This is a genomic window from Pseudomonas plecoglossicida NBRC 103162 = DSM 15088 (genome assembly GCF_000730665.1).
Classification (GTDB): domain Bacteria; phylum Pseudomonadota; class Gammaproteobacteria; order Pseudomonadales; family Pseudomonadaceae; genus Aquipseudomonas; species Aquipseudomonas plecoglossicida.
Map to the genome: position 1 here is coordinate 66,311 of NZ_BBIV01000024.1, position 20,627 is coordinate 86,937.

Genomic DNA, 20,627 nt, shown 5'->3' on the forward strand with positions numbered 1-20,627 from the left:
GGCCAGTGAATGGGTGCACCCATTCAACCGGAAAGCCGCGAGCTAGACGCCGCGAACGAGGACTGCATGGGCATGAATGATAAAAAACGCATTCTGCTCCCTCCAGCGCACAGGGGGCATATATAGAGCACATACTCTATTTATACCTATTCTTCTAATATAATAAATTAAGTCATTCATAGTAATTCAAAGCCTCTCCAGCCCTTGTGCCGTGTGCCTTCCCTGCACGAATGACCTCTTCGCCTCCATCCCATTCATGAATGGCCTCAGCTCATTCAATTTGCCCTCCAACCTGTGCCTTATAACCAGATATCACATATCCATATACTCAAAACACGCAGCTAAATTTAACGCCTGCCAGGCTTAATTTAATAAAACGCCACTTAAATTTATTAAAATGGTCGTTAAATTTAGTAAAATCCTGACTTTCGATTCAGGTAGCCATCATTCCTTGCCCAGCCCTTTTGGTGTCAGGGCCTGCGCAGCGTCCTCCCGGCTCACGCCATACACCACCTCGAACCACAATCCCTCGACAAAGTCCGACCACTGCAACATGGCCTCCCGGCGCTGCGGCAGCAGGTGCGCCCGTGCATAGGTGTCGGATAATGGCCCCGGCATACGGTGCCCAAGGCACAGCTCCAGGACAATGGCCTCAATACCCAGCAGCTCATGCCCCAGGCTGCGGAATGTCGATCTGAACCCGTGCGAGGTCAGCTCGCCCTTCTCGTAACCCAATGCCCGAATACCCTTGAGCAAGGTCATTGTGCTCAGATGCGCACCCCCACGAGTCGAGGCGAACACCCACCCTTTTCGCTCGTCCTCAATCACAACACCGCCACCGAAGGGCGAAGGCACAGCAGCGGCCTGTAACTGTGCCCGGCGCGACCAGATCAAATTCAGTTGCCCGACAACCCTTAGCGGCAGCGGCACCACATGCAGCTTGCCGGTCTTGGGCACCACGTAGCGCCATTCAGCGGCGCCCTCCTTGTCCAGGCCGTGAATGTCTTCCCAGCGCATGGCGCACAGCTCGCCTGGTCGCACAGGCAGCAGGACTAGAAGCCACAGTGCCCAGGTAGTCGGCCTACCGGTCGGCGCCTGCTCTTCCAGGCGACGCAGGAACTCCTTGAGGTCATCAGAGCGCTCGATGGCAGCGTGGTGGATGGTCTTGCGTTTGCGGATGAGACCCTTGCCCCGCCGCGCAGCGACGTTATCGTCGATCAGCTCCAGCTCTAGGGCGTAGTCCAGCACCGCCCGCATGGTGACAAGCGCATGTGCTGCAGCAGCAGGCGTGACCGCCAGCGCAGTGAGGACCTTTTTGATATGGCGATACTCAATCTGATGCACCGGCAACGCCCCAAGCGCAGGCAGGACATGCCGATCCAAGGTGGCCCGGTAGTTCAGCAGCGTCTTAGCGGACAGATCGGCCCGATTGGCCAGCCACTCACTGCACACCTTGCTGAACGTCTCCCCCAGCTGTGCCTGTTCGGCTTCCTCCCGCGCACTCCTCATATCGAGCGGCTTGAGGCCCTCGGCAACCCAGGTACGGGCCTCCTGTGCCAGTTCGACGGCACGGGTGTAACTGAAGTCTGGGAACCGGCCAATGGTGTACGTACCCTCCTCCCCGCGTAGCCGGTACTTGAGCGCCCAAACCTTTGAGGCCTTTTTGACGTGCAGGTACATGCCAGGGATCGATCCTGATGGGTACTTGCCTGGCTCGCTGATATTGCGAGCCGCCTGGTCGCTATCGGCCTTGGGTTTCTCTGGTGGCTGTTGTTCTGGCACTGGTGGTATCCATGCTGACTTGGTGGTACGGATACCGCGAAGCATACCACCACAAACTGCTATATACACCCTGTTTGGTTGGGGGTATATTGATTGCACAACCAGCCAAAAGCACCGTAAATACTGGCTATGGCAGATGGTTACTGAAAGTTAGGCGAAAACAATTCCTTCCGTTGCAAGGCAAAGTTCCCATGGCAAACATCACCTTTACCCCCGATTCCGACGCCGAGTCGATTTCCTCCGACGTCGCCGAGTTCAACGGCATCCTGGTCACGACGCAGATCCCTGCCGACCTCGATGGCGATATCGTCGAGCAGAGCGAAAGCACGCTGCAGGCGCTCAAGGACGCCTTGGAAAAGGCCGGCAGCGGCATGGACCGGGTCATGCACCTGACCATCTACCTCACCGACATGGCCGACCGCGCCGCCTTCAACGAGGTCTACCAGCGCTTCTTCAGCAAACCGTGGCCGGTGCGTGCCGCCGTGGGCGTGGCGGCGCTGGCCTTCCCGCAGATGCGCGTGGAAGTGACCGCGATGGCCGCCAAGGGCTGATTACCGCTCAAGAGTCAGGCCGGCGATAGCGATCTCACTGGGTGAGCATGGCGTGCAGCATGCGCGCCAGCAGCTGCGGGGTGTCCGGGTCGGTCAGGTAGCCGGGGCGCTCCAGCAGCATGGCCCGCGGCAGCGCCGACCAGGTCTGGTACACCAGGAACTCGGCCTTTTCCCGGTCCTTTACACGGATCTCGTCGGCGAAGCGTTGCATCAGGGCCGAGCTTGCGGTGGCGCTCCACAGCTGCTTGGCCTTGACCACATCCAGCCGCACCAGCTCGTCATAGTGCGTCGAGCGCACGCTGAAGTCCGGGTCGTAGAGGGTCTTCTTGTGGTGCGAGGCCAGCACCGCACGCAACACCAGCAGGATGCCGTCGAACAGCGTGGTACCGGCTGGCAGCGCCATGACATCCGCGTACAGCCCCCGACGCGCTTCGCTGCGGTAGTCGTCGAACACCGCCGCGATCAACGATTCCATGGTCGGGAAGTATTCGTAGATCGAACTGATCGCCACCCCTGAATCCTCGGCCAGGCGCAGCGCGCTCAGGGCATCGCGCCCCTCGCTTTCGAGAATCTGCCGCCCGGCCTGCTTGACCGCCGTGACCAGCGCGACCGAACGTGCCTGGCGCGGTTCCTTGCGCGGTTGCGCCGGTATCGCCACCTGCACGCCCGGTTTGTCAGGGCTTTCCTTGATCATCCGTACGCTCTCCAGAATGCTGCCACGGGCCACCAAGGCCTGCGGGCAGCACCCCAGAGTATGCGGTCAGTCGAGCAGCAGTGCCAGCTTGTCACGCACGTTGTCCGGGATCGGCACCGAGGTGTTGGCGGCGCGGTCGACATACACGTAGACCACATGGGCCGCAGCCGCTGCCAGCGGTTCGTCGTTGCGAAACAGCGCCAGCTCGTAGCGCGCACTGCTGTTGCCCAAATGGGCGATCTTCATGCCGACCTCGACCCGGTCGGGAAACCCCAGGGGCGAAAAGTAGCTGCACCCGGAGTTGACGATCAGCCCGATCACCGCGCTGTTGGCGATGTCCAGGGTGCCCTGTTCGACCAGAAAGGTGGTGATCGCCGTTTCGCAGTAGCCGTAGTACGCCACGTTGTTCACATGCCCATAGGCGTCGTTGTCGCCAAAACGCGTGGGCACCTGGGTGAAGTGGCGAAAGGCCTGGCGGCTCGGCCGCGATGGCTTGCTCACAGGATCTCCTCGTAGATCGCGCGCACATCGGCAAGTGTCAGTTCGCGTGGGTTGTTGCCCAGCAGCCGCTGCTGTTTCATGGCATCGCTGGCCAATGCCTCGAGGTCGGCCGCGCCGATTCCCAGCTCGCCCAGGCGCGTGGCCAGGCCCAGTTCGCCGGCCAGGCCGCCGAGATAGTCCGCCAGCGCGGCGGCCTTTTCGCTGTCGCTGCCGTGCAGGCCGGGCATGACGATGCTCACCAACTGGGCGTACAGCGGCGCCACCACCGGTAGGTTGAAGCGCATCACCGGCCCCAGCACCAGCGCATTCGACAGCCCATGGGGGATATGAAAACGGGCGCCGAGCGGATAGGCCAGCGCATGCACCGCCCCCACCGGGGCGTTGGCGAAGGCCATGCCCGCCAGGCAGGCGCCGAGCAGCATCTGTTCGCGGGCCTCGATATCGTCACCTTGCCGGCAGGCGCGCAAAAGGCTGCCAGACAACAGCCGCAGCGCTTCGCGGGCCAGGCAGTCGGAGACCGGGTTCTTCAGGTGGCGGGTGGTGTAGGCCTCGATGGCATGGACCATGGCATCGATCCCCGTCGCGGCGGTGACATGAGCCGGCAGGCCGAGGGTCAGCTCCGCGTCGAGCACCGCCAGGTCCGGGAACAGCAGCGGCGAATAGACCACGTTCTTTTCACCGGATGCGGTGGTCACCACCGACACCGAGGTCACTTCCGAGCCGGTCCCGGCGGTGGTCGGCAGCAGTATCAACGGCAGGCGTGGGCCCTTGGCCTGGCCGATGCCATACACCTGGCTCAACGATTCGCCACTGCAGGCCAGCAGCGCGGCCAGTTTGGCGGCGTCCAGCGAACTGCCGCCACCCACGCCGACCACGCAGTCGGCGCCACAGGCCTTGGCCGCCTCGACTGCCGCGAGGATCACCGACTCGGGCGGGTCGGCCTGCACTTCGGCGAACACGTTCACGGCGATCCCCTGATCTTGCATGCCGGCCAGCAACGCATCCAACAGCTTCGCCCTGACAACCCCCGCATCGGTGACCAGCAACACCGACTTGCAACCTTTGGCACGCACATGCTCGGCAAGCCGGGCCGAAGCGCCACGCTCGATGATCAGTGAAGGCGTGGTCTGAAATACCATTTTCAACATGGAAGCCTCTCCAATAGCGGTCCGAATTGACAGCTCCGCACTCATTCAAAATGAGTGGGCGAGACCGAGTGTAAGCCCACTTGCGCCTCGATCCGCCATGCCGGAAACGAATCCGGAATGGCCGCTGGAGCGCTTTCGAAACTTTCATTTTTTATCTTATAAATCAGTGACTTGATCCGAAAAGGCAATATCCGGAATCCGGAACAAATTCGCCGGGGCCATCGACATACTTGGGCCGCACCCTCCCTCCGGCCTCGCCGGTTCCCATAAGTCGAGTAGCGAGCCAGAACATGCCCACTGCCCCTCTGTCGATAGAACAAAAAACCCAGCTGCTGCTGAACGACCCGGCAGCATTGGTCAACTATTCCCAGCACGCCTGGAACCACCTGCCCCGCGCCGAGATCGACGCGCTGCAACTCAACGGCCTCAAGCAGCGCTTCGCCGACCTGAGCCAGCGCATCCCGGTCCTGAAGAAACTCGCCGACGCCCAAGGTGTCGAGCGCATCGACCGGCTCGACGACGTGGTGCCGCTGCTGTTCGAACACACCGTGTACAAGTCCTATCCGCCGTCGTTGCTGGAAAAGCGCAGCTACGCGCAGATCAACAGATGGCTGGGCAAACTGGTCACGCCCGAGGTCGCCGAGGCCATCGCCGCGGTCAATGTCAGCGACTGCCAAGGCCTGGACGACTGGTTCGAGACCATGGACGAAGGCGTGCCGCAGCTGCGCATCAGCCACACCTCGGGCACCTCCGGCACCTTGTCGTTCCTGCCCCAGGGCGTGCATGAGTGGGAGAAGTTCGCCCAGCTGCGCAAGATGGTGGTGTGGAACATGGACAGCCCCGACACCCCACAGCCCGACCTGCACACCATCTACCCCTACTACCGCAAGGGCTACCTGAGCCATGTCAGGGTGCATGCGGCGATGATCCCGGCACTGCTGCCGAGCGAATCGCACTTCCATGCCGCCTACCCCACCACCCTCAGCACCGACGTGCTGCACCTGGGCGCCAAGCTGCGCGCGGCGCAATCCAAAGGCACCCTCGACCGCCTGGTGATCAGCCCGGAACTGCTGGAAAAGAAAAAGGCCTTCGACCAGCTGCAGGCCGAGATGCCGCAGCACCTGGCCGCGTTCTTCGACCACATGTCGACCCGGCTCAAGGGCCAGCGGGTGTACATCGGCGCCACCTGGAACCTGCTGCACAGCATGGCCAAGGCCGGCCTCGAACGCGGCCTGGAAGGCGTGTTCCACCCCGACTCGTTCGTGCACACCGCCGGCGGCGGCAAGGGTGTGGTACAGCCAGAAGGCTGGCGCGAGGATGTGCTGCGCTTCACAGGGGCGCGCACCCTGAACGAGTCCTATGCCATGTCCGAAGTGGTCGGCGGCGCCCATGCGCGCTGCGAAGCCGGCCACTTCCACTTCGCCCCCACGGTCATCCCCTTCCAGCTCGACCCCGAGACCAGCAAGCCGCTGCCGCGCAAGGGCCGCGTCACCGGGCGCGCGGCGTTCTTCGACCTGGGCGCCGAGTTCCGCTGGGGCGGCTTCATCACCGGCGATGAAATCACCGTCGAGTGGGACCAGCCGTGCAGCTGCGGCCGGCCGAGCTGCTATGTGGTCGGGCCGATCCAGCGCTACAGCGACCTCAACGGCGGCGACGACAAGATCACCTGTGCGGCAACCGAAGACTCCCATCGCCAGGCGATGGACTTCCTCAACACACTAGAGGGCTAACCCCATGAGCAAACCGATTGCGCCGATGATCATCCGCGGCAAGGTCATCACCGACAACCTGATCGATGTCGGTGGTCGCGGCGGCGACCTGATCTTCCAGACCCCGGATGCGCACAAGTACCTCGACCAGTTGCCGCTGGGCAACCCGGCCAAGTTGGCCGACCTGTATACCCTGACCTTCAACGACATCCTCGACTACGCCGAAGCGCTCGGCGAACGTCTGGAATTCGACCGCAACCCGTTCCTGCAGGAAGCCTGCGAGCTGTCTTACCTGACTGCGCCCGTCACCCCGAGCATGGTCAAGGGCAGCTACATGGGGCTGCGCCAGATGCTGACCCGCGCCTCGGTCACCGAGCAGGTGGAGAACTCGGTCGGCATCAAGTACCTGGAAGGCTGGGTCAAGCAGCGCCTGCTCGATGGCACCGAGCTGGACGTGCGCTGCTTCGGCGCGCGTACCCTGCACATCGTCGCCGGCAACGCCACCGGGCTGTCGCTGCTGACCATCCTGCGCAACATGGTGCTGCGCAGCGATGCGATCATCAAGGCGCCTTCCAACGACCCGTTCACTGCCCTGGCCATCGCCCGCACCATGGTCGACATGGCCCCCGACCATCCATTGACCAAGCACCTGAGCGTGGCCTACTGGAAAGGCGGCGACCAGGCCTTCGAAGAGCGCCTGTACCAGCCGCAGAACCTGGAAAAGATCGTCGCCTGGGGCGGCTACAACGCCATGAAGCACGTCACCCGCTACGTGCAGCCAGGCCTTGAGCTGATTTCCCTGGACCCCAAACGCAGCGCCAGCATCATCGGCAAGGCCGCCTTCGACAGCGAAGCGAGCATGCGCGAAGCCGCCGTGCGCCTGGCCAGCGACATCGGTGCGCTGAACCAGAAGGCCTGTGTCTGCGCCCGGGTGATCTACGTGCAGAGCGGCACCGACGACGCGGGCCTTGCCAAGCTCAGCAGCTTCGGCCGCTATGTCTACGACGCCATGCAGACCCTGCCCAATACGCTGAGCACGGTGCCCAAGCGCTACGACCCGGAACTCAAGGCCGAAGTCGACGCCCTGCGCCTGGATGACGAGTGGTACCAGGTGATCGGCGGCCAAGACGGCGAAGGCGCAGTGATCTGCTCGCAGACCGCCGATGCCGTGTCGTTCGCCCCGCGCCTGGACGACCGCACCGCCAACCTGGTGCCGGTCGACACCTTGACCGAGATGATGGACGCGGTGGACGCCTACACCCAGACCGTCGGCGTGTACCCGGAAAGCATCAAGGACGAGCTCAAGGACATCCTGCCGCTCTATGGCGCCCAGCGCATCGTCTCGCTGGGCTACGCGGCCGGCCTCAAGTGGGCCGGCCCGCAGGACTCCATCGAGCCGCTGCGGCGCATGGGCAAGTGGATCGTCAACCAGATCGCCTCGCCCGAGACCTCCCCGGCGCCCTGGCTGCGTCCTTCGATCTAGACCTCTCCCCCGGCCATTGCCGGGGGTTCTTCTTTGCACCGCACTCTCTTTTCTACCGCCAAGGATTCGACCATGAGCACTTGCCTGGGTTTTGCCGCACACGACGCCCACTCGCCCCTGACGCCTTATCGATTCGAACGGCGCGCACTGCGTGCCGACGACGTGGCGATCGCCATCGCCTACTGCGGCGTCTGCCACTCCGATGCACACCAGGTGCACAACGACTGGAACAACACGGTCTACCCGATCGTCCCCGGCCACGAGATCGTCGGCCACGTCACGGCCGTGGGCAGTGGCGTCAGCCGCTTCAAGGTCGGCGATCGGGTGGCGGTCGGTTGCCAGGTGGACAGCTGCCTGGACTGCGCGCCCTGCCACGAGCACCAGGAGCAGCTCTGCGCCCAGGGGCCGACGCCGACCTACAACGGCAAGGACCGCCACACCGGCGAAATCACCTATGGCGGTTACGCCGAGCACATCGTGGTGCGCGAGCAGTTCGTGCTGCGCATGCCGTTGAACCTCGACCCGCGCTACGCCGCCCCGCTGCTGTGCGCGGGCATCACCGTGTGGAACCCGATGCGCCGCTATGGCGTGGGCAAGGGTACGAAAATAGCAGTGGTCGGACTGGGCGGACTGGGGCACATGGCAGTGAAGCTGGCCGTGGCGCTGGGCGCCGAGGTGACGGTCATCACCAGCTCACCCGGCAAGGCCGAGGATGCCCGCGCGCTGGGTGCCGACCATGTACTGCTGTCCAGCGATGCAGCGGCCATGGCAGCGGCGGCCAACGCCTTTGCGTTCATCATCGACACCATCCCCAGCCGGCACAACGTCAACCCCTACCTGATGCTGCTGGGGCGCGAAGGCGTGATGGTGCTGGTGGGAGCGATCGAGCCGCTGGAGCCGATCCACGGTGGCTTGCTGATCCGCAACAACCGCACCTTGGCCGGCTCGCTCATCGGGGGTATCCAGGGGATCCAGGAGCTGCTCGACTTCTGCGCCGAGCATCAGGTGCTGCCAAGCTGCGAGATGATCGACATACAGGACATCAACACGGCCTTCGAACGCCTGCAGAACAATGACGTGAAGTACCGCTTCGTGATCGACATGAACAGCTTGCGTGACGTCACGTTGTAATGGCAGAAGATGCTGCGGTGTCGACCACCGCAGCATCGCTTCAGGTCAGCGGATGCCGGCACCGGCCAGCGCATCCGGCGCCCATTGCGCCTTGGACAACGTGTCGGTGTAGTGGATGCCGCCATAGGCACCGGTGACACCGTTGATGTTGTAGGAACCGCCGATCAGGTCGTAGATCATGAACGGCGTGACATCCGGGATGTTCTTGTCGTAGCTCTGGCTGAGGAAGGCGAACGAGCCTCGGTAGAGCTTGCCGCGGGCGTCATACTGGTCGGACGCCAGGGCGATCCAGCTGTCCTCGTCCAGGTACATGCGGCGCTTGTGGTAAATGTGCCGCGCCGACGACTTCAAGGTGCCCTCCACCACCCATACCCGGTGTTTCTCCCAGCGCACGAAGTCGGGCGCCAGGTGGTTGGCGGTGGTCAGCTGCTTGGGGTCCAGGGCGTAGGTCAGCTTGTAGGTGTTGTAGGTGGTCTTGCGGTAGTAGAAGCCGAGGCTGCCATCGAGCCAGGCCGGGCTCCAGCGTGCCATCAGGCCGAAATCGCCCGTGCTGTGGGGTTTCAGATCGTGTCCACGGGAAGTCGCGTAGAACGCCCCGGCACCGTCCAGCGCGGTGGGCACCGGCAGCCAGAACACGTCGCCGCCTTCGCCGAACATGTCGTAGCCGCCCATGTAGGTGCCGCCTTCGGGCAGTCGGGTGTTGCGAAACTCCAGGAAGTACTGGGCGCCCAGGGTCAGCTCGGGGTTGACGGTGTACGACAGCGAGAGCTGGCTGCGCGGCAGGAACAGCTCCTTGGTCTCGGTGCCCGGCACGTTGTAGAGCTTGGCCAGGTCCAGCCCCGACTGGCCGTAGTTGATGCCGTTGGCGGCGTTGAACAGGGTTTCGCCCCAGAACAGGTTGTGCCGGCCAAGCTTGGCGCTGAACATCGACTCCTCCCCCACTTCGGTGCTGTAGAACACGAAGGCATCGAGGATTTCGCCGGAGGGCCCGTTGTAGTAACGGTCGCTGTAGCGGCTCAACCCATGGCGCTGGGCCGTACGGCCATTGAGCGAGTCGCCGGGGGCAATGGCGCCGGCCTGGCGCGCCGCCACCAGGTTGCCGACGTTGCCTTCCTGGCCGGGGAACGGGTTGCTGTTGGAGCCGACGTGGTCATAGGCGTGGTCGTACCAGCTCGCGGCACTGACGCGAAAACCCATCTTGCGTTGGAACAGCACATCCAGTTCGGTCAACAGGTCGACCCGCTGGGTCACCGCACTGCCGACACCGAAGTTGTGGTCGCCATCGTTGTAGTTGGCGGCGTTGGCGATCTTCGCGTTCTGACCTTCCACCCGTTGCCCATAACTGAACTTGAGGGTGTTGTCGAAACGCACCGTCCAGTCTTCGCGTCCGTCGCTCAATTCGAACGCCTGGGCCGCCGGCATGGAGGCGAGCAGCGTGGCAGTGGCCAGCAGGCCGCCGCGTGGAGGGCGCAGCCCTGTGGTGCTGTGCATGACGTTGTTCTCCGGTTCTTGTTGTTCTTGTCATTGCTGCCAGGGGCCTGGCACGCACGGCCCCGGCTAGCTGCACAGTAGGGTTACGCCGATTGCCGCGGGTTACATTTGGCGTCAGCCACTTCCCTTTCGATGACACGCGCCCCCACGCGCGTCGCCGGATCAATCGCGCAGGGCACTTTTCATTTGACAATCAAGACTCTATAACTGGCTGCTGACTGCGCCACCACCACAGGGAAAGTAGCCACGCCATGCCCGTTCAAGCACGCACCGCGGTTCTGACCAACTACCTGGATGTCGCTCGCCACCTGAAGCTGAACGCGATCTCGTTGCTGGGCGAAGTGGGCTTGAGCCCTGCCCTGCTCAGCGACCCCAGCCAATACCGGCCACCGCCAGCATCATCCTGCTGGAGCGGTCGGCGCGCCTGAGCGGTTGCCAGACCATCGGCCTGCGCATGGCCGAGCTGCGGGAACTGGCGGATTTCGGCGAGGTGAGCCTGCTGCTCAGCCACCAGAACACCCTGCGCGATGCGCTGCAGGTGATCGTGCATTACGGCCAGCAGATCAACGAGTCACTGGCGATCTGCATCGAGGAAGTCGGCAACACGGTGATCATCCGCGAAGAGCTGGTGACCGACATGGGTACCGACAATCGCCAGTCCATCGAACTGGCGATTGCCGTGATGCACCGCTTCTGCTCCGCCTTGCTGGGCAACCACTGGCAACCGCTCAAGGTGTGCTTCACCCATGAGGCGCCGGAGGACCTGGCCGTGCACCGGCGCATCTTCGCCTGCAAGGTCGAGTTCGGCTGCGAGTTCAACGGTATCGTCTGCCCGGTCGCCAGCCTCGACGCGACCATCCCCTTGGCCAATGCCGCCATGGCCCGACATGCGCAGCGCTACATGGACTCGCTGCTCGGCACCCGCGACCACTCGGTGGCGGGCGAGGTGCGCAAGGCCATCTACCTGTTGCTGCCGATGGGCCGCGCCACCCTGGCGCAGATTGCCCAGAGCCAGGGCATGAACGTGCGCACCATGCAGCGTCGGCTGGACGAAGAAGGGGTGAATTTCAGCGAACTGATCAGCAGCGTGCGCCGCGACCTGGTGGTGCGCTACCTGGAAAACCCGGGGTACTCGCTGGGGCGGATCGCCGACATGCTCGGCTACTCCATGCCCAACTCCTTCACCCGCTGGTTCATCTCTCAGTTCGACATGCCGCCGGCAGCCTGGCGCAGCGAGCGCAAGATCGTGGCGCGCAAGGACGGCTGACTCAGCCTGCCCCACGAAAAAATCGGCCATCCGCGTGGACGGATGACCGCAAGGGAGCATGACGGACCCGTTACGTCATGACGATGCTTCCATCAGGTTCTTGCCCGGCACGGCCTCTTCCTGTACACGCTGCACGCGGGCGATGTCGTCCAGGTAGTGGCAGCGGATATAGAAGAACACCGCCGCCGCCGCGATGCTCATCATCGGCACCAGCTGGAAGGCGCCGTGCAGGCCGATCACGTCGGACACCCGGCCTGTGAGGAATGGCCCGGGCGCCAGGCCGACCATGTTGTTGACCAGCGTCAGGGCTGCGAAGGCGGTGCCATGCACCTTGTAATGGGTCAGGTTGGCGATGGTGGCAATGGTCGGGCCGTTGATGCCGGTGACCATCAGCATGGCCAGGCCGATCAGCGTCAGTTGCAACGGTCCCACCGACTGGATCAACGCCAGCGACATCAGCAGGCAGCTGCCCAGACAGAACACCATGGAGATCTCGATCTTGCGCAGCGCCGACTGGCGGCACAGCCGGTCACTGAGCATGCCGCAGAGAATCGCCCCTCCCCCGCAGCACAGCACCATGACGCCGGCCAGCGCACCGGCCTTGCCCTCGCCCATGCCGTAGTAGCGGTTGAAGTAGCTGGGCATCCACACGATCATGCTGCCGGCGACGAAGGTTTGCAGGCCGCTGGCCAGGTAGGCTGCGAGCACCGAACGGGTGCTGTACAAGGTACGCAGTGGCTGGCGCACCGCCGCCTGGGCCTTGCTCGCCGCTGCGCCCAGGCGCTGCGGGGCAATCTTCGCTTCCTTGACCACCAGCGGGAACAGTGCCGCCAGCAACAGGCCGAACAACGCCATGCTGGCGAACGACCAGCGCCAGCCCAGCTTCACGGCGATCGCCCCGCCAATCGAGATGCCCAGCACCGAGCCGAACATGGCCCCGGCCATGAACGCGCTGGCCAGGGTGGCGCGCATGCTGCGCGGGAACACCGACACCACTACGGCGATGCCGACGCTGCCGTAGGCCGCTTCACCGACGCCGACCATGAAGCGGGCGATGAGCATTTCCTGGTAATTCTCGGCCAGGGCGCAGCCGAGGGTCGCGAGGCTCCACAGCAGCGCCATCAGGGTCAGGCTTTTGACCCGGCCGAAACGGTCGGCGAGCATCGACAGGGGGATGGTCAACAGGCCCACCATCAATGCGACGATACCGCTGAGCAGGCCGAGCTGGCCATCGCTCAGAGCCCATTCGCCCTTGAGGATGGGGAATACCGCATTGAGTACCTGGCGCGACATGTAGTCGGAAATCAGCAAACCGAACGTCAGGGCGAACACGACCCAGGCGTAACGCCGGGGAATGCCGATCGAGGTATCGATTTCATCGACTGCGGGATTGGGATGAAAGGCCACGCTGCCTCCTTGGGTATCTGGCTTGTTTGCTTTTGTTGTTATGAATACTTGCCAAAATCTGTGCTGCTTTTACGGGCCTCATCGCCGGCAAGCCGGCTCGCACAGAGTGGTGTGCGCAGCGCTTGGTGTGGGAGCCGGCTTGCCGGCGATGAGGCCAGTAGCGCATCAGCCGCGCTGCGGCACGCCCTTCTGCCCCGAGTGGCGGTTTGGCGCCATGCCGTTGGCCTGCAAGGTTTCCTCGACAGTCGCGTACTGCTCGCCGATGCGGTAGATAGCCCGCGCCTCCTTGCCAGTGGCGACCTCACGACCCAGCTCGTGGGCGATGCGCACCGTCTGCTTGACCTGCGCCACCGACGAGAAGCGCTTGCCGTGCTGGTCGATGATGGTGTCTTCATTGCCCAGGCGCGGGTGCAGCCCCATGGCCAGGGCGATGGTGTTGAGCGGCAGCACGTTCTTGAGCAGCGATTCGGCGGTGAGGGTACACCGATCCGGCACGCGGTTGACGAAGTTCATGAAATTCATCGGGTTGGGGCCGTCGAAGCCGCCGCCGATGCCGATCCAGGTGAGGTTGAGCGGACCCTTGTACACGCCCTTGCGCACCAGCCGTTCAAGGGTTTCATAGGCGTGGATGCCGGTCAGCTGGAAGTGTGGCTGGATACCGCTGGCCTGCAGGCGCTTGAGGTGCTCAGCGACCCAGGCCGGGCCGGCCGGCACGGTCATCTCGCTGTAGGCGGCATGGATCGCCGGGTCGAGCAGCGAGGTGCCTTCGATGCCCTCGGCGAACAGTAGCTCGGTGATGTTCATCTGGATGGTGTTGATGGCCACGGTGACCTGGTCCGGCTTGGGGGTCAGCTCGGCGAGCATGTGCCGGGTGTCGTCGGACAGCCACAGGGCTTCGGCGCCCTCGCCTTCCGGGGCGAAGGAAATCGAACCGCCGACCTGGATGATCATGTCCGGTACCGCTTCGCGCACCCCGGCGATCAACTCGTTGAACTTGGACAGGCGCTTGGAACCCTTGCCGTCCAGTTCGCGGACATGCAGGTGCAGCACCGTGGCGCCGGCTTCATAGCAGTCCACCGCGGCCTGCACATGCTGGTCCATGGTCAGCGGAATGTCCTCGGGGAAGTCGTCGGGCATCCACTGGGGCGCATAAGGGGCGACGGTGATCACCACCTTGTCCATGTTGTCCGGGTGCAGGGAATCGTCGAAAAACTGCATGATCATCTCCTTTATTGTTCTGAGCTGCCGACAGGCGGCAATGGCGGTGAAGGCAATGTATGCCCGGGGCTTTCGGGGTGCGTCTCATCGCGCGACAGCGCCGTCACATTTGATGACAGGCGCCGCCGTCACCACCTCCCGGCAGCCAAAGGTGCCAGCCAGGCATTTCACCGTTACAATGCCGCCCTAAACCGTGACAGCCCGAACCTATAACGACATGTCCCTTCCAAAGAATCACCTGGAACTGCTCAGCCCTGCCCGTGACGTGGCCATCGCCCGCGAAGCGATCCTGCACGGCGCCGACGCCATCTACATCGGTGGCCCGAGCTTCGGCGCGCGCCACAACGCCTGCAACGAGGTCAGCGAGATCGCCGAACTGGTCGAGTTCGCCCGCCGCTACCACGCACGCGTGTTCACCACCATCAACACCATCCTCCACGACAACGAGCTGGAGCCGGCGCGCAAGCTGATCCACCAGCTCTACGATGCCGGCGTCGATGCGCTGATCGTGCAGGACCTGGGGGTGATGGAGCTGGATATCCCGCCCATCGAGCTGCACGCCAGCACCCAGACCGATATCCGCACCCTGGAACGGGCCAAGTTCCTCGACCAGGCCGGCTTCTCCCAGCTGGTGCTGGCCCGTGAACTGAACCTGCAGCAGATTCGCGCCATCGCCGCCGAAACCGATGCTGCGATCGAGTTCTTCATCCATGGCGCGCTGTGCGTGGCCTTCTCCGGCCAGTGCAACATCTCCCACGCCCAGACCGGGCGCAGCGCCAACCGTGGCGACTGCTCCCAGGCCTGCCGCCTGCCGTACACCCTGAAAGACGACCAGGGCCGCGTGGTGGCGTTCGAGAAACACCTGCTGTCGATGAAGGACAACAACCAGACCGCCAACCTGCGCGACCTGGTCGACGCCGGGGTGCGCTCGTTCAAGATCGAGGGCCGCTACAAGGACATGGGCTATGTGAAGAACATCACCGCCCACTACCGCAAGGAACTCGACGCCATCCTCGCGGACCGCCCGGACCTTGCCCGTGCCTCCAGCGGCCGCACCGAGCACTTCTTCCTGCCCGACCCGGACAAGACCTTCCACCGCGGCAGCACCGACTACTTCGTCACCGACCGCAAGGTCGATATTGGCGCCTTCGACTCGCCGACCTTCACCGGCCTGCCGGTGGGCGTGGTGGAGAAAGTCGGCAAGCGCGACATGCAGGTGGTCACCGAGGTCCCGCTGACCAACGGTGACGGCCTGAACGTGCTGGTCAAGCGCGAGGTGGTGGGCTTCCGTGCCAACATCGCCGAGCCCCGTGGCGAGTTCGAGGAAGACGGCCAGAAGCGCTACCGCTACCGGGTCGAGCCCAACGAAATGCCCGAAGGCCTGTACAAGCTGCGGCCGAACCATCCACTTTCGCGCAACCTCGACCACAACTGGCAACAGGCCCTGCAGCGCACCTCGGCCGAGCGCCGGGTGGGCGTGGAATGGCACGCGGCGCTCACCGAACAGCGCCTGATGCTCAGCGTCAGCAGCGAGGAAGGCGTGAGCGTGCAGGTCGCCCTGGACGGCCCGTTCGGCGCGGCCAACAAGCCGCAGCAGGCGCTGGACCAGCTGCACGACCTGCTCGGCCAGCTGGGTACCACGATGTACCACGCCAACGCCATCGTGCTGGACGCGCCGCAGGCGTACTTCATCCCCAACTCGCAGCTCAAGGCCCTGCGCCGCGAAGCCATCGAGGCGCTGACCGAAGCGCGCATCAAGGCCCACCCGCGTAGCGGGCGCAAGGCCGAGACCACGCCGCCGCCGGTGTACCCCGAGTCGCACCTGTCGTTCCTGGCCAACGTCTACAACCAGAAGGCCCGCGACTTCTACCACCGCCATGGCGTGCAGCTGATCGATGCGGCGTATGAGGCCCACGAGGAACACGGCGAAGTGCCGGTGATGATCACCAAGCACTGCCTGCGTTTCTCGTTCAACCTGTGCCCGAAACAGGCCAAGGGCGTGACCGGCGTGCGCACCAAGGTGGCGCCGATGCAGTTGATCCAGGGTGATGAAGTGCTGACCTTGAAGTTCGATTGCAAGCCGTGCGAGATGCATGTGATCGGCAAGATGAAAGGTCACATCATCGACCTGCCGACCCCGGGCAGCGCGGTGGCCCAGGTGGTCGGGCACATCAGCCCGGAAGACCTGCTCAAGACCATTCCCCGCGCGCCGCATTGATCGGGTGCCTGCAAGGGCCCTATCGCCGGCAAGCCGGCGATAGGGCCGCAAAGCGGCCCCTTTTGCTAGTTAAAGAATTCCCAACCCACGCGCAGTGCGATCAACGGCAATGCGGATCTTCTCCACCAGCTCATCCAGCTCGCTGCGCTTGGCCACCAGTGCCGGCGCCATGATCATCCGCCCCAACGTCGAACGAATGATCACCCCCTCCTCGAAGCCATAGGTACGGCACTGCCACGCCAGGTCGTTCTCGTTGGCATAACGCTTGCGGCTGCCCTTGTCCTCGGCGAACTGCAACGCTGCCACCAAACCAGCCCCCTGCACCTGGCCGATCAGTGGGTGGTTGGCGAACACCTCGCGCAGGATGCGCTGCAGGTACGGCCCGGTGTCATCCTTCACCTGGCGCACGATGCCTTCATCACGCAAGGCCTTGAGGTTGGCAATGGCCACCGCCGCCGCCACCGGGTGCCCGGAATAGGTCAGGCCGTGGGCGAACACCCCGCCACGCTCCACCAGTGCCTCGGCGATGCGCTTGCTCAACACCAGGCCGCCCATGGGCACATAGCCCGAGGTCAGGCCCTTGGCGATGGACAGCGTATCGGGCTCGAAGCCGAAGTATTCGTGGGCGAACCATTCGCCGGTACGGCCAAAGCCACCGATCACCTCGTCGGCGCACAGCAGCACGTCGTACTGACGGCAGATGCGCTGGATTTCCGGCCAGTAGCTTTCTGGCGGGAAGATCATGCCGCCCGCGCCCTGGAACGGCTCGGCAATGAAGCCTGCAACGTTTTCGGCGCCCAGTTCGAGGATCTTCTCTTCCAGTTGCAGCGCGCAGCGGCGGCCGAACTCGGCCGGGGACAGCTCACCGCCTTCGGCGTACCAGTACGGCTCATCGATGTGCGCCACGTCGGGGATCATGCCGCCCATCTCGTGCATGAACTTCATCCCGCCCAGCGCGGTAGCCGCCAGGGTCGAGCCGTGGTAGCCGTTCCAGCGGCCGATCATGATCTTCTTGCTCGGCTGCCCGACCACCTGCCAGTAGCGGCGCACGGTGCGGATCAGCACCTCGTTGGCCTCGGAGCCGGAGTTGGTGTAGATGGCGTGGCTGTAGTGCCCGGGCAGCAGGCTGAACAGCAGCTCGGACAGTTCGATCACCGCCGGGTGGGTGGTGTGGAAGAACATGTTGTAGTAGGCCAGTTGGTCCATCTGCGCGGCAGCGGCGGCGGTCAGGTCCTTGCGGCCGTAGCCGAGCTGGGTGCACCACAGGCCGGACATGCCGTCCAGGTAGCGGCGGCCGTCGTTGTCCCACAGGTACAGGCCTTCACCCCGGGTGATGACGCGTGGGCCTTCGGCATTGAGCGCCTTCTGATCGAGGAAGGCGTGGATGTGGTGGGCCGCGTCGCTGGCCTGGTAATCGCGGGTTTCGCGTTGCGGCTGGAAAGGTGCGTTCATTGTCGTTCTCCGAGATGAAGGTCAGCGAAGCTGGAACCAGGTGGTCTTGAGCTGGGTGTACTTGTCGAATGCGTGCAGCGAGAGGTCGCGGCCAAAGCCCGACTGGCGACCGCCGCCGAACGGCACCACCACGTCCAGGGCATCGACCGTGTTCACCGACACGGTGCCGGCCTTGAGCTGCCGGGCCACGCGATGGGCACGGTTGAGGTCGTCGCTCCACACCGAGGCGGCCAGGCCGTAGACGCTGTCGTTGGCCAGGCGCAGGGCCTCGGCCTCGTCGTCGAAGGCGGTGATCGCCAGCACCGGGCCGAAGATTTCCTCGCGGGCCAGGGCAGAGTCCGGGCGCACGTCGCTGAACACTGTCGGTGCGATGAAATTGTTCGAGCCGTTGAAGCTCAGGCGCTGGCCGCCGCACAGCAGGCGCGCACCGTCGCCCTGGCCCTGCTCGATGGCGGCCATGATGCGTGCGCTCTGCGCGCTGTCGACGATGGCGCCGGCGCGGCTGGCCGGGTCCAGCGGGTCGCCGGGCAGCCAGTCGCGGGCCTTGGCCAAAAGGCGCTCGACGAATTCGTCGTGGATCGAGCGCTGCACGTACAGGCGCGAGTTGGCCGAGCACACTTCGCCCTGGTTGAAGAAAATGCCGAAAGCGGCCTTCTCGGCGGCCAGGTCCAGGTCCTGGCAGTCATCGAACACCAGGTTCGGGCTCTTGCCGCCGCATTCGAGCCACACTTGCTTGAGGTTGGACTGCGCCGAGTACTGCATGAAGTACTTGCCGACCTGGGTGGAGCCGGTGAACACCAGGCAGTCCACGTCCGGGTGCAGGCCCAGGGCACGACCGGCGTTTTCGCCCAGGCCCGGCACCACGTTGAGCACGCCCTCGGGCAAGCCTGCTTCGAGGGCCAGCTCGGCCAGGCGCAGGGCCGAGAATGGCGACTGCTCGGCGGGTTTGAGCACCACGCTGTTGCCGGCGGCCAGGGCCGGGGCGACTTTCCAGGCGGCCATGTCCAACGGGAAGTTCCACGGCACCACGGCGCCGATCACGCCCAGTGCCTCACGGGTGACCGTGGCCAGGGCATTGGCGGCGGTCGGTGCGACCTGGTCGTAGACCTTGTCCAGCGCCTCGCCGTACCAGGCGAACACGTTGGCGGCACCGGGCACGTCGATGGTGTAGGCGTCCATCACCGGCTTGCCCATGTTCAGCGAGTCGAGCAAGGCCAGCTCTTCGCGGTGGGCCATCATCAGCTCGGCCAGGCGCAGCAGTACCCGCTTGCGTGCCGAGGGCGCCATGCGCGCCCAAGGGCCTTGTTCGAAGGCGCGGCGCGCCGAGCGCACCGCCTGGTCGATTTCCGCCTCACCGCAGGCGGCCACCTGGGCCAGCAGCTGCTGGGTGGCCGGGTTGATGGCGGCGAAGGTTTCGCCGCTGCGGGCCGACAGCGGGCGACCGTCGATCAGCGCCGAGGTGATGAAGCTTTGCCCGGCAGCGCGCAGCTGCCAATCGCTTTTCGTATGCACGCAGGTCTCCCTTGCGGCCGCACGGGCGGCCGGTCTGTTGTTCGAATGAGGTGTCGCGCGGGCGTCAGCGCCTTCGCAGGTAGCTTTCCAGCGGGTCCTTGCTCAGGCCTTCCTGGGCCTGGGCCAAGGAGTCGATGAACAGCGAGAACAGTTCGGACTGCTTGGCGATGTCGAGCTTGGTGTAGAGGTTCTTGCGGTGGGTCTTGACCGTGTCTTCGCTGATGCCCAGGCGCTCGGCCAGCGAGCGGGTCGAGTGGCCGCGCAGCAGGTACTGGGCGATGCGGCATTCGCGCTCGGTGAGCAAGGAGGAGCCGAAGTTGTTCAAGGCCGCGTTGATCTGCCGGCCCAGGACGCTTTCGAAGCGCCCACCGAGGGCGTCGATATCCAGGTGGCTCCACTGCCGGCGCACCACGGCGTTGACCCAGGGCGCCACGCACTTGAGGTCGTTGACCTGCTGGCGGTCCAGCCGGCAAGTGCTGGCCAGGGCCACGGCAATGGTCAGGTGCTCGTCCAGCGGGACGATGAAGTTCAGCTCATCTTCCAGGTGCGCGTGCTGGTAGAACGCCAGGTAGTACTCGCTGCGCTTGAAGTGGTCGGGGGCGACGTCGCTCAGGCGGTAGCAACCGGGTGCCACGCCATCCATGCAAGCGCGGTAGAACGGACACAGCAGGTAGTAGCCTTCGAGGTAGCGCTGCACGTTGCCTTCCGGTAGCCACGGGCCCTCCTCGTCCTTGACGAACAGCGCCGAGGGCAGCCCCTTGCGCGGATAGAGGAACACGGTGATGGCCTGGCACGGTGCGAGCAGCTTGAGCGCGGCGAACAACGCCTCGACGAAGCCCGGCGTGCCCTGGGCGTCGATGACACGCGCCATCTGCGCGTACCAGTCGGGCGATTTCAGCCGGTCTTTGCTCATTATCGTGGTCCCATGCCGGGTTGTTATGGGGGGAATTCTTGCACGGGTGGAAGGAGGCGGCCATCACCCTTCGGGGTGAGCTTGGGGTGCATGGCTTGGGTTTTGGGGTGGGGTTGAGATCGAGCGCCGCCCGCGCGGCGCATCGCGAGC

General features: G+C 64.3%; 15 protein-coding genes and 1 pseudogene. 6 read left to right on the top strand and 10 right to left on the bottom strand.

The annotated features are described in order from the left end of the window. Nucleotides 1-444: 444 nt before the first annotated feature. Nucleotides 445-1,827, bottom strand: a complete 1,383-nt coding sequence (locus PPL01S_RS15520) for a tyrosine-type recombinase/integrase (protein ID WP_081833300.1) — start codon at nt 1,825-1,827, stop codon at nt 445-447. Nucleotides 1,828-1,973: 146 nt separating this feature from the next. Between PPL01S_RS15520 and PPL01S_RS15525 the strand changes: the two genes are divergently transcribed. Continuing rightward, nucleotides 1,974-2,333: a RidA family protein gene (locus PPL01S_RS15525; RefSeq protein ID WP_016394675.1), complete on the top strand. Its 360-nt coding sequence runs from the start codon at nt 1,974-1,976 to the stop codon at nt 2,331-2,333. Nucleotides 2,334-2,367: 34 nt separating this feature from the next. Here the strand turns inward: PPL01S_RS15525 and PPL01S_RS15530 are convergent, their stop codons facing one another. From PPL01S_RS15530 to PPL01S_RS15540, 3 genes are all read right to left on the bottom strand, one after another. Further along, nucleotides 2,368-3,027: a TetR/AcrR family transcriptional regulator gene (locus tag PPL01S_RS15530; protein WP_028625402.1), complete on the bottom strand. Its 660-nt coding sequence runs from the start codon at nt 3,025-3,027 to the stop codon at nt 2,368-2,370. 66 nt (nt 3,028-3,093) lie between these two features. After that, on the bottom strand, nt 3,094-3,528 hold the full coding sequence (locus PPL01S_RS15535; protein WP_028625401.1) for an acyl-CoA thioesterase: 435 nt from the start codon (nt 3,526-3,528) through the stop codon (nt 3,094-3,096). After that, complete coding sequence (locus PPL01S_RS15540; RefSeq protein WP_028625400.1) at nt 3,525-4,676, bottom strand: iron-containing alcohol dehydrogenase; 1,152 nt, start codon at nt 4,674-4,676, stop codon at nt 3,525-3,527. The genes PPL01S_RS15535 and PPL01S_RS15540 overlap by 4 nt, the downstream gene beginning before the upstream one ends. Nucleotides 4,677-4,966: 290 nt before the next feature. Between PPL01S_RS15540 and PPL01S_RS15545 the strand changes: the two genes are divergently transcribed. From PPL01S_RS15545 to PPL01S_RS15555, 3 genes are all read left to right on the top strand, one after another. Next, on the top strand, nt 4,967-6,406 hold the full coding sequence (locus tag PPL01S_RS15545) for a phenylacetate--CoA ligase family protein (protein ID WP_016394679.1): 1,440 nt from the start codon (nt 4,967-4,969) through the stop codon (nt 6,404-6,406). Between the two features lie 4 nt (nt 6,407-6,410). Further along, nucleotides 6,411-7,868, top strand: a complete 1,458-nt coding sequence (locus PPL01S_RS15550; RefSeq protein ID WP_016394680.1) for an acyl-CoA reductase — start codon at nt 6,411-6,413, stop codon at nt 7,866-7,868. Between the two features lie 72 nt (nt 7,869-7,940). After that, nucleotides 7,941-8,999: an NAD(P)-dependent alcohol dehydrogenase gene (locus PPL01S_RS15555; RefSeq protein WP_028625399.1), complete on the top strand. Its 1,059-nt coding sequence runs from the start codon at nt 7,941-7,943 to the stop codon at nt 8,997-8,999. A 45-nt stretch (nt 9,000-9,044) separates the two neighbouring features. Here the strand turns inward: PPL01S_RS15555 and PPL01S_RS15560 are convergent, their stop codons facing one another. Beyond that, nucleotides 9,045-10,490 (bottom strand): DUF1302 family protein, encoded by a 1,446-nt coding sequence (locus PPL01S_RS15560; protein ID WP_016394682.1) that lies wholly within the window; start codon nt 10,488-10,490, stop codon nt 9,045-9,047. A 251-nt stretch (nt 10,491-10,741) separates the two neighbouring features. Here PPL01S_RS15560 and PPL01S_RS15565 point away from each other — a divergent pair. Next, a pseudogene (locus tag PPL01S_RS15565) lies at nt 10,742-11,757 on the top strand (AraC family transcriptional regulator). Nucleotides 11,758-11,832: 75 nt separating this feature from the next. Here the strand turns inward: PPL01S_RS15565 and PPL01S_RS15570 are convergent. Both PPL01S_RS15570 and PPL01S_RS15575 read right to left on the bottom strand, forming a co-directional pair. Next, nucleotides 11,833-13,164, bottom strand: a complete 1,332-nt coding sequence (locus PPL01S_RS15570) for an MFS transporter (protein WP_016394684.1) — start codon at nt 13,162-13,164, stop codon at nt 11,833-11,835. Nucleotides 13,165-13,329: 165 nt separating this feature from the next. Next, nucleotides 13,330-14,382, bottom strand: coding sequence for a beta-keto acid cleavage family enzyme (locus tag PPL01S_RS15575; protein WP_016394685.1), 1,053 nt, complete (start codon nt 14,380-14,382; stop codon nt 13,330-13,332). A 217-nt stretch (nt 14,383-14,599) separates the two neighbouring features. Between PPL01S_RS15575 and PPL01S_RS15580 the strand changes: the two genes are divergently transcribed. Next, entirely contained in the window at nt 14,600-16,600 is a 2,001-nt protein-coding gene (locus PPL01S_RS15580; protein ID WP_028625398.1) for a peptidase U32 family protein, read from the top strand. 69 nt (nt 16,601-16,669) lie between these two features. On the opposite strand, the gene PPL01S_RS15585 is transcribed toward PPL01S_RS15580, so the two are convergent. The 3 genes from PPL01S_RS15585 to PPL01S_RS15595 form a co-directional block, all read right to left on the bottom strand. Next, nucleotides 16,670-18,052, bottom strand: coding sequence for an aspartate aminotransferase family protein (locus PPL01S_RS15585; protein WP_028625397.1), 1,383 nt, complete (start codon nt 18,050-18,052; stop codon nt 16,670-16,672). 21 nt (nt 18,053-18,073) lie between these two features. After that, nucleotides 18,074-19,564, bottom strand: coding sequence for an aldehyde dehydrogenase (locus PPL01S_RS15590; RefSeq protein ID WP_028625396.1), 1,491 nt, complete (start codon nt 19,562-19,564; stop codon nt 18,074-18,076). A 64-nt stretch (nt 19,565-19,628) separates the two neighbouring features. After that, the gene (locus PPL01S_RS15595; RefSeq protein WP_016394689.1) at nt 19,629-20,477 is read right to left on the bottom strand and encodes a helix-turn-helix transcriptional regulator; all 849 of its coding nucleotides are present in this window, start codon (nt 20,475-20,477) and stop codon (nt 19,629-19,631) included. Between the last annotated feature and the right edge of the window lie 150 nt (nt 20,478-20,627).